The organism is Stappia sp. (assembly GCF_048268045.1).
GTDB lineage: Bacteria > Pseudomonadota > Alphaproteobacteria > Rhizobiales > Stappiaceae > Stappia.
In genome coordinates this window covers 18209-30901 of the sequence record NZ_JBLWWG010000001.1, presented here as the reverse complement: position 1 = coordinate 30901, position 12693 = coordinate 18209, and the positions used below count along the sequence as shown (strand labels likewise).

Here is a 12693-nt window from a genome sequence, read left to right as displayed (position 1 = left end):
TCGGCACGCTATTTGCTGGAGCTTTTTACTCAAGCGGAAAGCCAGTTTCAGGACAGGCTCTCCGATGTTTGGTTAATGAGGGGTTAACAGGGTGATGGGCGAACTTGCGGCGGCGGCGTATTTGGGGTGTTCAGGGTTTGTTGTGGCCGGGATTCTTGGCAGTTTCTATCAGTTGGTGACGGGTAAGCCCCTGCGATTTGTGTTTCAGGTCGAGACATGGCTGCAGGGGCTTGTTTCCTGTCTTTTGTGCGTTTTCGCCGGCCCTTTCATCATCATGCGCAATGCGATTCGCGGAAGGCGCATCGAACAGAGGCCATTTGGCTGGCTTGTCGCGTCGTCCACCATTGCCGGCATGTGGAGCCTATGCTCGGGCGTGATGGTCTTGCATGTGATGCTGGTCGTGCTGCAATGAAGGTGGCCGGTCTTGCGGTCGGCCCCAGCCAACACACGCCCTGAAGGAGACATCATGCCCCTCTATCGCCTCGGCGAGCGATGCCCCGAACTTCCCGGCGAGGGAAATTACTGGATCGCACCCTGCGCCACGCTGATTGGCAGCATCGTTCTGCTGAAGGACGCCAGCGTCTGGTTCGGCGCGATACTGCGCGGCGACAATGAGACGATCACCGTCGGCGAGAATTCGAATGTGCAGGACGGTTGCGTCATCCATACGGATCTCGGCTTTCCGCTCACCATCGGTAGCAATTGCACGATCGGCCACAAGGCGATCCTGCATGGCTGCACGATTGGCGACAACAGCCTTGTCGGCATGGGGGCAACGGTGCTGAACGGTGCAAAGATTGGCCGCAACTGCATCGTCGGCGCGAATGCGCTTATCCCCGAAGGCAAGGAGATTCCGGACAATTCGCTCGTCGTCGGCATGCCGGGGCGGGTCGCGCGCCAGCTCGACGAGGCGGCAGCGCGAGGGTTGACGGAGTCGGCCGCCAGCTATGTGCGCAACTGGAAGCGGTTCCGTGACGGATTGGTCCAGCTCTAGGCATCCACCATCGCCCGCATTGGCCGGGCGCAAAAAAAATGGCCGGTCCCGAAGGACCGGCCCGGCACCCCGACCCACAAGTTTGGGGAAGGGGGGGGAGGTCGGCGGTGCCGAAGGTGGTGAGGCGCGGCCTCGTCAGTTCGACAAGCTGGCCACCGTGCTGACACGGCGGTCGCTAATCGCGGCCCAGCGGGCCGGGTTCGAGGGCGACTGCCTTTTGACGAAACGGTATGGAGCCGAATACCAGGGCAGAACGGCCTCGATCTGGTTGTCGAGGATCACGTCGCCCTGATCGGTGCGAACCGTCAGGACAGCGTGTCCAGCGCTGTTCGTGTCCTTCACGACAGTGATGAGAAGTGCACTGCGCGGCCAGCCGCGGGCTTCGAGCACGCGCTGCTTCTCCAGAACGTATTCCTCGCAGTCGCCCTGACCGTCCGTCGGATAGGTCCAGTACTCCTCTACGCCGAAGAGCTCGATGTCGGTCACGGGCTTGACGCTGCGGTTGACTTGCGCGTTGACGGCGATCAACTCGGCCCAGCGGTCCCGGTCGAGCTTCACGACCACGGCACCACCTTTGCCTGTACGGCAGGCCGATGGATTTTCCTTGCAAAAACCCACATGCCCGACCGGCGCGCTGGCGGCCTGCCCGGTCTCCATGTAGCGGCCGGGGCCGTCATCCGCGCGTGCGGTGCCAGCGGTCATCAGGATCGCCAGAGCTGCGATCGCGAAATGTGCTTTCGATGTCTTTGTCATCGTATATCCCTTCCCCAAGGTTGGATATACAATGACACGCTCGTTTTTATTCCAGTATAAGTCCGGAATGTGTTTTTGATGCAAAGTATAATTGCATTTAAGTCAAATTTTATTCAGATAAATACATATTTTTATGCTTATTTGATTCAAATTTTATCGATTATCGGGCATGACTGAAATCGGGCGAGCAGCTCCCGCTGACAGGCGGTAGCTGCTTGTGAAGAGTGCTCGGGAAGGGCTTGGGCTTGTTGGCGCTTGGGTTGTGAAGAGGGAGCCTGTTCTGTGCCGCTTCTCGGGCGCTCAGTTCAGGCGCTCAGTTCGGGCGCTCAGCTCAGACACTCAGTTCGGCCGCGCGCGCGACGTTTCGGCCGGCGCCGCGTTGCAACGCGATTGGCCCGGCTGAGAGCCGGGCGATGTGCAAGGAACATTTGTGTGAAAGCTGGGAGGTCGTGGCGCGAGCGGAACGCAGGCGGCAGGGCGCGGGCGCGGGACAACGCCAGTCGGAAGTTACGGAAAAGCCCGGTCAGGAAATATGGCGTTCCAGAAGATCGCGGTTCTGGATGTTCGCGAACTCGACCGCGACGCCGTCCTCGGTGTGACGGATGACGCGCGCGCGCATCTTGCCGATGTCGATGACGATGCCGATCTCGGGTTTGACGTCGGTCTTGAGCGAGGCTCCGGAGAGCGACAGGTCGACGATCCGGCACTGGTACTTGCGCCCGTCGGGAAGAACGATCTGCGTCAGCGGGTTCTTCGGCGTGAAGCGCTCGTGCCTGCGGTCTTCCGGCAGGTTCAGGACGTCGCGGTTGGCGAGCCATGTGAGCACATTGGCGAGCTTGTCGCGCTTGCGCAGGGGGGCGTTGATGCGGATGGCAAACCCGCCCTCGATCTCGCGGACGACCTCGCCCTCGATACGACCGATGTGGTCGATGTAGGCAATCACGCGCTCGCCGATCCGGGCGGTTGTCGGGGCGATGATGGCCGCGCCGCCGGGCGACATGTCGATCACCTGACAGGGGTACTCGCGGCGATCTTCAAGCATGAAGCGACCGAGAATATCGACCCTGACGCGCGAATGGCGTCGGCGGTCGACATCCTTCGTGGCGGCGACTGTCATGTATGTGAGTGCCGTGGCGTGCGCCATCAGTCACCGACCTTCCCTAAACCACCAACACGGATATCATGCCGCCGGAACGCTGCTGCGTCCACCCTAGGTCGGGAGCGTTAACATAGCGTAATCGCTGGAAGCTGGTCAGTTCTTGCCACCCTCGATGACGGTGAGGTGTTGCACCTGCCTTGCCCCGGCAACGGGAAACGGGCTGGCGCTGGCGGGCAATGGCGCGCGGCGGATCTGGGGAACCGACGAGGCTGCGGTTGCCACCTGCGCGGTGCGCATGCCCAGGAAGGACGGCCGTTCGTCCGGCCAGAGCAGGCGGACGCTCTTGATCGTCTGCGACAGGATCGGGTGCATTCCTGCCCAGTAGGGCTGCTCCAGCGCGACACAGCTTCCGAGCACGCGGCTGCATCCCTCGCCGGGAATGTGCAGCGGCAGGAGAAGCATTTCCATCTCCACCGCCTGCTTGCGCTCGGTGAAGCCGGCGATGCCCAGAACGGCAGCGGCGGCGTCCTCGGTAACGGCTGCGAGCAGCGTGCCGAGCGCCTCGTGGTCCTCGCTCGACCAGCCGCGCAGGATGTTGCGGTTCTTCAGCTCGCGACAGTGCAGGGAGCACAGGCGCGTGCCGGCGAGCCGGTAGCGGTAGGTGTCGCGGTTGACCAGTTCGAGGATGAACGTGTCGCCCAGCAGGCCGCGAATCTGGCCCGGCTCGATCTCATTGCGGTCGGGAGCGGGGCGCTCGTCGCGCAATCCGTCCCAATAGGCATAGAGGCGTTGTGTCACCGGATGTTTCATTTGCGCGCCCGTCGTTCGGTCGTTTCGGGACGGCTGCCTCGGATCTGTCCCGATCGGGGACGGTTCCAGCTGCCGGGCCGGGTTTCGTCCTCAACGAAGCAGGGCGTGTGCCAGTTGCCGGCGAAAGCGGTTGGGCGCGGCGGTCGGCCATGGTATTCGCCGGACGCAACCCGATATGCTTGAGCCCGCGCGCGGCAGCGCGCCGCAGGAGTGCCGCCCTTGTCGAGCCCGGAACACATGCCAGAAACGCACCGCCCCGCGCCGCAGCGACCGTTTCCGCCGGAAGGCCGGGAACCGGCGCTGAACCTTCCTCGCGTCATCGTGGCGCTGGCGCTGGTCATGGGCGCGATCCATGTCGTCGATGCGGTGTTTCTCTCCGAGCAGGCGCAGCTTGAGGTTCTTCTCACCTTTGCCTTCCTGCCCGCGCGCTATCTTCCGGGTGCGGCCGCGGAGCTGCCCGGCGGCTACCTCGCGAACGCCTGGACGTTCGTCACCTATGCCTTTCTGCACGGCGGCTGGAGCCACCTCTTCGTCAACCTGTTGTGGATGGCGGTGTTTGGCAGCGCGGTGGCGCGTCGCTTCGGCGCCCTGCGCTTCCTGCTGTTCTCGGCCGTCTGCGCCATTGCCGGCGCGGCGGCTTATCTGTCCGCGCACTTCGGCGAGATCGCGCCGATGATCGGTGCCTCGGCGGCGATCTCGGGCCATATGGCGGCGGCAACGCGCTTCGTCTTCCAGATGGGAGGCCCGCTTGGAGCGTTCCGCCGTTCCGACCAGGCGGCCTACCGGGTCCCTGCCATCGGCTTTGTCGCGGCGCTGTCGAATCCCCAGGTCCTGATCTTCCTTGCGGTCTGGTTCGGCATCAATCTGGTATTCGGCCTGTTCACGCCGGCCATTGCCGGGGAGGGCGCACAGATTGCCTGGGAAGCGCATCTTGGTGGCTTCCTTGCCGGTTTCCTGCTGTTTTCCTTGTTCGATCCGGTTCGTCGGCTCGCACGCTGACGGCCTTCCTTGGCGTCTTTGCCGATTGCGCCAGCGTCAGGATCGGTCATGATGACGGAGCGACAGGCGGGCACCGTCAACGCCGGAGGAGCGTTTCGCGTACCGGAATCGGGTCCGGAATTCAGGCATGGGAGGATCGGCGCATGACCGTTGCAGCGATTTTGAACGAGAAGGGGCGGGAGGTCACGACCGCCTCTGAGGGCGCGACGATGCGCGAGATCTGCGCAACGCTTGCGCAGCACAAGATCGGCGCCATCGTGATCGCAGGCGCCGGGGCCGGCATTTCCGGCATCCTGTCGGAGCGCGATGTGGTCCGCGCCATTTCGCAGGACGGGCCGGAGGCGCTCGACAAGGCAGTCTCCGACTACATGACGCGCAAGGTGGTGACCTGCCAGGCGCATGAATCGATCAACTCCGTGATGGCCAGGATGAGCGGCGGCCGCTTCCGCCATGTGCCCGTCGTAAAGGACGGTAAGCTCGATGGCCTGATCTCGATCGGCGACGTGGTGAAGTACCGTATCGCGCAGATCGAGCGCGAAGCCGAGGACATGCGCAACTACATCGCCATGACCTGAAACGGACATCGCCGGCGCCTGTCGGGCGCCGGCGATGCGGACTGGTCCGGGCTGCACGGGACACCGCTGCGGATGCGGTAGCCGGCGGCAACGGTCTTAGTGGTCGTGGTTGTGCCCGTAGACCTCGGCCGGGTCGTAGACCCGGTCCTCGCCAATCGGCGACAGGCGCGGGCTTTCGCCGGCGTTGCCCTTCACCACATGGCGATAGAAGCAGGAGCGATAGCCGACGTGGCAGGTCGCGCCGTTGCCGGCGACATTGACCTTGAGGACGAGCGCGTCCTGATCGCAGTCGGTGAGAATGTCGACGACGGCGAGGATTTGTCCCGAGGTTTCGCCCTTCTTCCAGAACCCCTTGCGCGAACGGCTCCAGAACCATGCTTCGCCGGTCTCGATGGTGCGTGCCAGCGCCTCGGCGTTCATGTAGCCGACCATAAGCACGGTGCCGTCGGTTGCGTCGGTGACGACGCAGACGATGAGCCCGTCGGCATCGAACTTCGGCTGGAAGGAGGCTCCGCCTTCGATCTCGGCCTTGCTGCCCCGCTGGGCGAAAAGCGTTTCGGTCATGGTCTTTCGGAATTTCTTGCGTGGTGTGCGAGGGGAACGGGTCGGCTTATCGCCGGCCGTCGCGCACCAGGGTCATGAAGCGCACCTGTTCGGCCGGGTCGTCGCGGAAGACGCCGGTGAACTGGGTGGTGATGGTCGAGACGCCGGTCTTCTGCACGCCGCGCATGGTCATGCATTGATGCTCGGCCTCCAGCATGATGGCGATGCCGCGCGGCGCCAGATGCTTGTCGATGGACCCGATGATCTGCGCCGTCAGGTTTTCCTGTGTCTGCAGGCGCTTGGCGTAGATGTCGACGACCCTTGCGATCTTCGACAGGCCGACGACGCCGTCGGAGGGATAATACGCGACATGCGCCTCGCCGATGAAGGGCAGCATGTGATGCTCGCAATGGGAGAAGAAGGGGATGCCGCGCACGAGGACGATGTCGTCGTATCCGCCGACGTCTTCGAAGGTCCGCTGAAGATGCTCGGCCGGATCCTGATCATAGCCTGAGAAGATCTCTCCATAGGCCTTTGCAACCCGCTTGGGCGTTTCGATCACGCCCTCGCGCGTCGGGTCGTCGCCGGCCCAGGCAATGAGCGTGCGCACTGCCGCCTCGGCTTCCTCGCGGGTCGGGCGCTTGAGCGCGGGCGTGCGATCGCCGTCTTCCCCGTTGACCGACTTCAAGATGGCATCCATTGCGGGGTCTCCCGTTTGTGCTTTATTCCGCATGCCTTACGCTATCCCTGCCGCCGCGGACCACATGGCCCCGGCCTGTATGGTCGTGCCGACCCACCCGAGACCGGGGAGTAGCAGCACGGAAGTTGACGTCAAGACCCCGGAAACACGGCGGATATGGGCCACATCCCGTCCTGACTTTCGGTGTGGGAGACGCGGGTTCCGGCGACAAGGGTCGCCGGATGCGTTTTCTTCGCCGACAAGCGCCTATATAAGAGCTTTGGGAAGGACGTGAAGTTCGGGTTGTCCGTTTCACGTTTCGGTGATGAGGCCTTCATGCTCGACGACATCTACAACGCGCGAATCCTCGAACTGGCTGGCAATATCCCCCGTCTTGGCCGCCTCGATGCCCCTGACGCATCCGCCAAGGCACACTCAAAGTTGTGCGGATCGACCGTTGTTGTCGACCTTAAGATGCAGAATGATGTTGTGACCGATTTCGCGCAGGACGTCAAAGCCTGCGCGCTCGGCCAGGCATCGGCCTCGATCATGGCCCGCAATGTCGTCGGCGCGACCGCAGACGAGCTGCGCAAGCTGCGCGATGAGATGCGGGCAATGCTCAAGGAAGGCGCCCCGGCGCCCGCCGGGCGTTTCGCCGACTGTGTGCTGCTCGAGCCGGTGCGTGACTTCAAGGCCCGCCACGCCTCCACGATGCTTGTCTTCGAGGCAGTGGTCGATGCGCTCGACCAGATCAAGGCGAAGGACGAGGCGGCAGCCTGAGCCGCCCGCGGGAGTGCTGCCATGTGCGGGCCCGGAAGCAGCCATCGGCATGGGGAAGACGCGCAGCACCGCCCCCCGTCGGCAGGCCACGTCAGCGTGCCCGCGCGCGTCGGCATGGCGGTGATCCGCGCCTATCAGCTCTCCTTGTCGGCCTTTATGGGGCGGGGCTGCCGCTACGCGCCAAGCTGCTCTTGGTACACCTCCGATGCGATGGCGCGTTACGGGTTCTGGGTGGGCGGCTGGATCGGCCTTGCCCGAATCCTTAGGTGCCGGCCGGGTGGCGGCAGCGGCTTCGATCCGATCCCCGGGAGCCTGCCGGACAACGCTCGCTGGTATCTGCCCTGGCGCTATGGCCATTGGACGTCCGACCATATCGATCCGGCGACGCGGCTCGACTGAGTTCTTACCTCAAGGTCTTTCCGGCGCGACGTTTTTCGATCCCGTCCGAGAGTCGTCGCTCCCATGCGAAAAACGCAGGAGCCATGCGAAAGCTCTTGGCGACGCTCGCGGTGAAGGCGAGTATGGAGACTGCCTGCAACGTGACGTCCCGCATCGTGGAGGCGCGCGCCGTGCAAGGCATGGCCAGCCGGGGTCCGCGCAGCGCGGGCTCAAGGCGCCGCAGCCGCTGGAGCCGGAATTGGACACTCCCGACCTGGTGCAGGCCAGCATTCGCGCAGCCCGCCCCGACGACCTCGCAGACCTCCTCGCCATCGAGACGGAAGCGTTCACCCACGACCGCATCTCGCGCCGTTCGTTCCGACGGTTCCTTGAAAGTCCGGGCGCGTCCTGTCTGATCGCAGAACTCGACGGCAAAGCGGTTGGCTATGCGCTTCTGCTGTTTCGGGCCGGCACTGCGCTGGCTCGCCTCTATTCCTTCGCGGTGCTGGCGGAGATGCGAGGCAGGGGCGTCGCCCGTCCGTTGCTTGCGGCGGCGGAGGCGGACGCCTATGCGCGCGACCGGATCGTGCTGCGCCTCGAGGTTCGTGAGGACAACACACCGGCGCGCCGGGTCTACGAGCGGTCTGGCTACCGGGTACATGGGCGCGTCGCCGGCTACTATGCCGACGGCATGGCGGCCTTGCGGATGGAAAAGCCACTTCACGACGCGGAGGCCCAGGCATCGCGCGTGCCTTACTTCGCCCAGACCACCGATTTCACCTGCGGCCCCTCCTGCCTTGTCATGGCGCTGAAGCATTTCCTGCCGGAGACGGAGATGGGCGAGCGGCTGGAGCTGCGCCTGTGGCGGGAATCGACGACCATCTATCTGGCCTCCGGCCACGGCGGCTGCGGACCTTTCGGGTTGGCGGTCGCAGCGGCCGAGAGGGGGTTGCGCGCGCAGGTCCGCCTGACGCCTCCGGGGCATCTGTTCATGTCCTCCGTGCGCGATGCGGACAAGCGTCGGGTGATGGAGATCGTGCAGGACGACTACCGCGCCCAGGCTGTCGAACTTGGCATTCCGGTGCTGGAGGAGCAGCTCTCGCCGCGCCAGCTTGCGGAAACGGTGGCGGGCGGCGGTCTCGCCATCGTGCTCATCTCCGAATATCGTATGCTCGGCCGGCGCGGGCCGCATTGGGTGCTTGTCACGGGCGAAGATGGTCGTCACCTCTTCGTGCACGACCCCTGGCTTGGCTACGAGGGCTATGAAACCATCCAGGATGCGGCAAACCTGCCGATCCCTGATGGGGAATTCGAACGCATGGCGCGCTGGGGCAAGCCCCCGGTCCGCGCCCAGATCATCCTGACGCCAGGACCTCTTTGAAGAAGGATTAGCCGGACATGGCGACATGGGTCGTTCTGGTAGACAACCCGAAAGACGTCTCGAACGCCGACACGCCGCACAAGGTGATGAGCGTACGTGACTACCTGGTGCGGCCCAAGCTGTTCACGGGCACCTATCCAAACATCATCAACCTGTCGCGTTCCTACGCCTATCAGGGCGCGGGCTATTACGCCTCGTTGCTGGCCGAGGCACGCCAGCACCGGGTGCTGCCAAACGTTGAGACGATGATCGAGCTGTCCCGCAAGGGGCTCTACCGTCATGCGCTCCCGGAGCTGGAGGACAGCCTTAACCGCTGTCTTGCGAAGGCGCCGGAGGAGGCGGAAGGAAGCCGCGTCCTCGTCTGCCTCGGCATGACGCGGGCGGCAGCGCTCGAGCCCTTCGCGCGGCTGCTGTTCGACTGGTACCGGGCTCCGATCCTTGAGGTGCGCTTCGCCGGCGGCGACTGGCGCGCGATCACCCGCATCCGCGCCGTGCCGGTTTCCGAACTCGACCCGGCGAGCCGCGCCTTCATGATGGAAAGCCTCGAGCGCTACACGCATCGCGCCTGGCGGGCGCCGAAGCAGCGCGTGCCGATGAAGTACTCGCTCGCAGTGCTCTCCAATCCGAAGGAGGACCTGGCACCGTCCAGCCAGGAATCCTTGCGCTACCTTGCCAAGGTCGCGGCCCGTCAGGGCGTCGAGATCGTGCCCATCGGCAAGGGTGATCTCGACCGGCTGGCGCAGTTCGACGCGCTGTTCATCCGCGAGACAACCAACATCGACAACCACACTTATCGCTTCGCGCGGCGGGCGGTGCAGGAAGCCATGCCGGTGATCGACGATCCGGTATCGATGATCCGATGCACCAACAAGGTCTATCTCGCCGAGCTGATGGAATCCCATGGCCTGCCGATCCCGAAGACGGCGATCCTGTCCAGCGTCAAGGAAGCGGCGGGGCTTGAGGCGCGGCTCGGTTCGCCGGTGGTTCTGAAGATCCCGGACGGGTCCTTTTCGAGGGGCGTCTTCCGCGTCGAGGGCGAGAAAGCCATCGCCGAGAAGCTCAAGGCGCTGCTCGAAGAAAGCGACATCATCATCGCGCAGGAATACTGCCCGACGGAATTCGACTGGCGTGTCGGGGTGCTTGATGGCGAGCCGCTCTTCGCCGTCCAGTACCTGATGGCGAAGAAGCACTGGCAGATCGTGCGCCACGAGGATGGAAAACAGGCGGAGGAGGGGCGGTTCCGCTCCGTTTCGCTCGCCGAGACGCCTCCGGCGGTGGTGGAGACCGCCGTGCGTGCCGCCCGCCTGATTGGCGACGGTCTCTATGGCGTCGATCTCAAGTCCTTCGGCGACAGGGTCGTTGTCATCGAGGTCAACGACAACCCCAATCTCGATCATGGCGTGGAGGATTCCGCCGAGAAGGATGCCGTCTGGGACCGGTTGGTGCGCTGGTTCGTGAAGCGGCTGGAGGCGAGGTAAGAACCTGAAGGCTGTCGGGCGGCGACCCTGGACCGCCCGCGTCACGGTCCAAGCCATCGGTGAACCTGCGTTCCCGCCGAACTTCACGCCGCGCGACGGTTGTTTGGCGGGCGCAAATCCCTTATGGGAGGGCCTTCCAGAAACACAGGACGCTTCGCTTACCTGCCCCGTTTGCAGGAGTGAGCAGGAGACAGACATGATTCATCTGACCTTCCCCGACAATTCCGTGCGTGACTTCGAGCCTGGCGTGACCGGGGCGGAGATCGCTGCCGGTATTTCCAAGTCTCTCGCCAAGAAGGCCGTGGCGGTGACGCTCGACGGCGAACTCACCGACCTGTCGCTGCCGATCGAAGGCGATGCGCGGCTCGAGATCGTGACGCGCGATGACCCGCGCGCGCTTGAGCTTATTCGCCACGATGCAGCCCATGTGATGGCCGAGGCCGTGCAGGCGCTTTGGCCTGGCACCCAGGTCACCATCGGCCCGGTGATCGAGAACGGCTTCTACTACGACTTCAAGCGCGACGAGCCCTTCACGCCCGAGGATCTGCCGGTCATCGAGAAGAAGATGCGCGAGATCATCCAGCGCGGTGATGCCTTCACCCGCGAGGTGTGGTCGCGCGACGAGGCCAAGCGTTTCTTCCTGGACAAGGGCGAGACCTACAAGGTCGAACTCATCGATGCGATTCCGGCGGGAGAGGACGTCAAGATCTACCGCCAGGGTGACTGGCTCGATCTCTGCCGCGGCCCGCACATGGCTTCTACCCGTCAGATCGGCGATGCCTTCAAGCTGATGAAGGTCGCCGGCGCCTACTGGCGCGGCGACAGCGACAACGAGATGCTGACCCGCATCTACGGCACCGCCTGGGCGAACGAGGCCGAGCTCAAGGCCTATCTCCACATGCTGGAGGAGGCGGAGAAGCGCGATCATCGCCGGCTTGGCCGCGAGATGGATCTCTTCCATTTCCAGGAGGAAGGTCCGGGCGTTGTGTTCTGGCACGCCAAGGGCTGGAGCCTGTTCCAGTCGCTCGTCGCCTACATGCGTCGCCGCCTTGCCGAGGATTACGACGAGGTCAACGCGCCGCAGATCCTCGACACGTCGCTGTGGGAGACCTCAGGTCATTGGGGCTGGTACAAGGAGAACATGTTCTCCGTGCAGTGCGCCGACACGGAGGCCGAGGATACCCGGCTGTTCGCGCTGAAGCCGATGAACTGTCCGGGGCATGTGCAGATCTTCAAGCACGGGCTGAAGAGCTACCGTGACCTGCCGCTGCGCATGGCGGAGTTCGGGGCCGTGCACCGCTACGAGCCGTCGGGCGCCATGCACGGGCTGATGCGCGTGCGCGGCTTCACCCAGGACGACGCGCATATCTTCTGCACCGAGGAGCAGATGGCGGCCGAGTGCCACAAGATCAACGACCTGATCCTGTCGGTCTACGAGGACTTCGGCTTCAACGAGATTGTGGTGAAACTCTCCACCCGCCCGGAGAAGCGTGTCGGCACCGACGAGATGTGGGACCATGCCGAAGAGGTGATGACCCGCGTGCTCGGCGAGATTGCCGAGCAGTCGGGCGGGCGCATCAAGACCGGTATCCTGCCGGGCGAGGGCGCCTTCTACGGGCCCAAGTTCGAGTACACCCTGCGTGACGCCATCGGCCGCGAATGGCAGTGCGGCACCACGCAGGTGGACTTCAACCTGCCGGAGCGTTTCGGCGCCTTCTATGTCGACAAGGACGGTGAGAAGAAGACGCCGGTGATGATCCACCGCGCCATCTGCGGCTCGATGGAGCGGTTCCTCGGCATCCTGATCGAGAACTTCGCCGGTCACTTCCCGCTGTGGCTCGCGCCGCAGCAGGTGGTCGTCACCACCATCACCTCGGATGCCGACGATTACGCGTCGGACGTGTTCAAGGCGGTGAAGAAGGCGGGGCTGCGCGCCGAACTCGACCTGCGCAACGAGAAGATCAACTACAAGGTCCGCGAGCATTCGCTGGCCAAGGTTCCGGTGATCATCGTCTGCGGCAAGCGCGAGGCGGAGGAGCGCACGGTCAATATTCGCAGGCTTGGTTCCCAGAACCAGAGCGCGATGGGGCTCGACGAGGCGATCGCCGCTCTCGCCGAGGAAGCGGTTGCGCCGGATCAGCGCCGCGCCGACGACGCCTGAGACGGAGCGCTGCGGCGAACCGGCAACAGTTACCGAAGGCCGACGCGGCATGCCCGCGCCGGC

14 protein-coding genes are annotated in these 12693 nt (G+C 64.2%); 9 read left to right on the top strand and 5 right to left on the bottom strand.

Annotated features, from left to right (window positions below):
• Window positions 1–94: 94 nt before the first annotated feature.
• Both ACN0WF_RS00185 and ACN0WF_RS00180 read left to right on the top strand, forming a co-directional pair.
• Entirely contained in the window at window positions 95–412 is a 318-nt protein-coding gene (locus ACN0WF_RS00185; RefSeq protein ID WP_417770744.1) for a DUF6949 family protein, read from the top strand.
• 54 nt (window positions 413–466) lie between these two features.
• Entirely contained in the window at window positions 467–994 is a 528-nt protein-coding gene (locus ACN0WF_RS00180) for a gamma carbonic anhydrase family protein (protein ID WP_417770743.1), read from the top strand.
• A 135-nt stretch (window positions 995–1129) separates the two neighbouring features.
• Here the strand turns inward: ACN0WF_RS00180 and ACN0WF_RS00175 are convergent, their stop codons facing one another.
• From ACN0WF_RS00175 to ACN0WF_RS00165, 3 genes are all read right to left on the bottom strand, one after another.
• Window positions 1130–1747, bottom strand: coding sequence for a transglutaminase-like cysteine peptidase (locus ACN0WF_RS00175; RefSeq protein WP_417770742.1), 618 nt, complete (start codon window positions 1745–1747; stop codon window positions 1130–1132).
• Window positions 1748–2270: 523 nt separating this feature from the next.
• Entirely contained in the window at window positions 2271–2891 is a 621-nt protein-coding gene (locus tag ACN0WF_RS00170) for a PilZ domain-containing protein (protein ID WP_417770741.1), read from the bottom strand.
• 108 nt (window positions 2892–2999) lie between these two features.
• Window positions 3000–3644, bottom strand: a complete 645-nt coding sequence (locus ACN0WF_RS00165) for a PAS domain-containing protein (protein WP_417770740.1) — start codon at window positions 3642–3644, stop codon at window positions 3000–3002.
• 249 nt (window positions 3645–3893) lie between these two features.
• Here ACN0WF_RS00165 and ACN0WF_RS00160 point away from each other — a divergent pair, with 249 nt between their 5' ends.
• Together ACN0WF_RS00160 and ACN0WF_RS00155 are read left to right on the top strand one after the other, a co-directional pair.
• Window positions 3894–4655: a rhomboid family intramembrane serine protease gene (locus ACN0WF_RS00160; protein WP_417770739.1), complete on the top strand. Its 762-nt coding sequence runs from the start codon at window positions 3894–3896 to the stop codon at window positions 4653–4655.
• 143 nt (window positions 4656–4798) lie between these two features.
• Complete coding sequence (locus ACN0WF_RS00155) at window positions 4799–5230, top strand: CBS domain-containing protein (protein WP_417770738.1); 432 nt, start codon at window positions 4799–4801, stop codon at window positions 5228–5230.
• A gap of 96 nt (window positions 5231–5326) precedes the next feature.
• Here ACN0WF_RS00155 and hisI read toward each other — a convergent pair whose 3' ends face one another.
• Window positions 5327–5794, bottom strand: a complete 468-nt coding sequence (gene hisI, locus ACN0WF_RS00150) for a phosphoribosyl-AMP cyclohydrolase (protein WP_417770737.1) — start codon at window positions 5792–5794, stop codon at window positions 5327–5329.
• 46 nt (window positions 5795–5840) lie between these two features.
• On the bottom strand, window positions 5841–6473 hold the full coding sequence (gene folE, locus ACN0WF_RS00145; RefSeq protein ID WP_417770736.1) for a GTP cyclohydrolase I FolE: 633 nt from the start codon (window positions 6471–6473) through the stop codon (window positions 5841–5843).
• 315 nt (window positions 6474–6788) lie between these two features.
• On the opposite strand from folE, the gene ACN0WF_RS00140 reads away from it, so the two are divergent.
• The 5 genes from ACN0WF_RS00140 to thrS all read left to right on the top strand — a co-directional run bounded on the left by ACN0WF_RS00140 (window position 6789) and on the right by thrS (window position 12630).
• Window positions 6789–7232 (top strand): iron-sulfur cluster assembly scaffold protein, encoded by a 444-nt coding sequence (locus ACN0WF_RS00140; RefSeq protein ID WP_417770735.1) that lies wholly within the window; start codon window positions 6789–6791, stop codon window positions 7230–7232.
• Window positions 7233–7346: 114 nt separating this feature from the next.
• Entirely contained in the window at window positions 7347–7631 is a 285-nt protein-coding gene (yidD, locus tag ACN0WF_RS00135; RefSeq protein ID WP_417771199.1) for a membrane protein insertion efficiency factor YidD, read from the top strand.
• A 238-nt stretch (window positions 7632–7869) separates the two neighbouring features.
• Window positions 7870–8991 carry a GNAT family N-acetyltransferase/peptidase C39 family protein gene (locus ACN0WF_RS00130; protein WP_417770734.1) on the top strand — a complete coding sequence of 374 codons (1122 nt, stop codon included), beginning with the start codon at window positions 7870–7872 and terminating at the stop codon, window positions 8989–8991.
• Window positions 8992–9008: 17 nt separating this feature from the next.
• Window positions 9009–10469, top strand: a complete 1461-nt coding sequence (locus ACN0WF_RS00125) for a RimK family protein (RefSeq protein ID WP_417770733.1) — start codon at window positions 9009–9011, stop codon at window positions 10467–10469.
• Between the two features lie 196 nt (window positions 10470–10665).
• Complete coding sequence (thrS, locus tag ACN0WF_RS00120) at window positions 10666–12630, top strand: threonine--tRNA ligase (RefSeq protein ID WP_417770732.1); 1965 nt, start codon at window positions 10666–10668, stop codon at window positions 12628–12630.
• The last annotated feature ends 63 nt before the right edge of the window (window positions 12631–12693 follow it).

Excerpts from the sequence above, each read along its gene's own strand:
- ACN0WF_RS00185 (WP_417770744.1), top strand. The coding sequence starts at position 95 with ATGGGCGAACTTGCGGCGGCGGCGTATTTGGGGTGTTCAGGGTTTGTT.
- ACN0WF_RS00180 (WP_417770743.1), top strand. The coding sequence starts at position 467 with ATGCCCCTCTATCGCCTCGGCGAGCGATGCCCCGAACTTCCCGGCGAG.
- ACN0WF_RS00175 (WP_417770742.1), bottom strand. The coding sequence starts at position 1,747 with ATGACAAAGACATCGAAAGCACATTTCGCGATCGCAGCTCTGGCGATC.
- ACN0WF_RS00170 (WP_417770741.1), bottom strand. The coding sequence starts at position 2,891 with ATGGCGCACGCCACGGCACTCACATACATGACAGTCGCCGCCACGAAG.
- ACN0WF_RS00160 (WP_417770739.1), top strand. The coding sequence starts at position 3,894 with ATGCCAGAAACGCACCGCCCCGCGCCGCAGCGACCGTTTCCGCCGGAA.
- ACN0WF_RS00155 (WP_417770738.1), top strand. The coding sequence starts at position 4,799 with ATGACCGTTGCAGCGATTTTGAACGAGAAGGGGCGGGAGGTCACGACC.
- hisI (WP_417770737.1), bottom strand. The coding sequence starts at position 5,794 with ATGACCGAAACGCTTTTCGCCCAGCGGGGCAGCAAGGCCGAGATCGAA.
- folE (WP_417770736.1), bottom strand. The coding sequence starts at position 6,473 with ATGGATGCCATCTTGAAGTCGGTCAACGGGGAAGACGGCGATCGCACG.
- ACN0WF_RS00140 (WP_417770735.1), top strand. The coding sequence starts at position 6,789 with ATGCTCGACGACATCTACAACGCGCGAATCCTCGAACTGGCTGGCAAT.
- yidD (WP_417771199.1), top strand. The coding sequence starts at position 7,347 with ATGGCGGTGATCCGCGCCTATCAGCTCTCCTTGTCGGCCTTTATGGGG.
- ACN0WF_RS00125 (WP_417770733.1), top strand. The coding sequence starts at position 9,009 with ATGGCGACATGGGTCGTTCTGGTAGACAACCCGAAAGACGTCTCGAAC.
- thrS (WP_417770732.1), top strand. The coding sequence starts at position 10,666 with ATGATTCATCTGACCTTCCCCGACAATTCCGTGCGTGACTTCGAGCCT.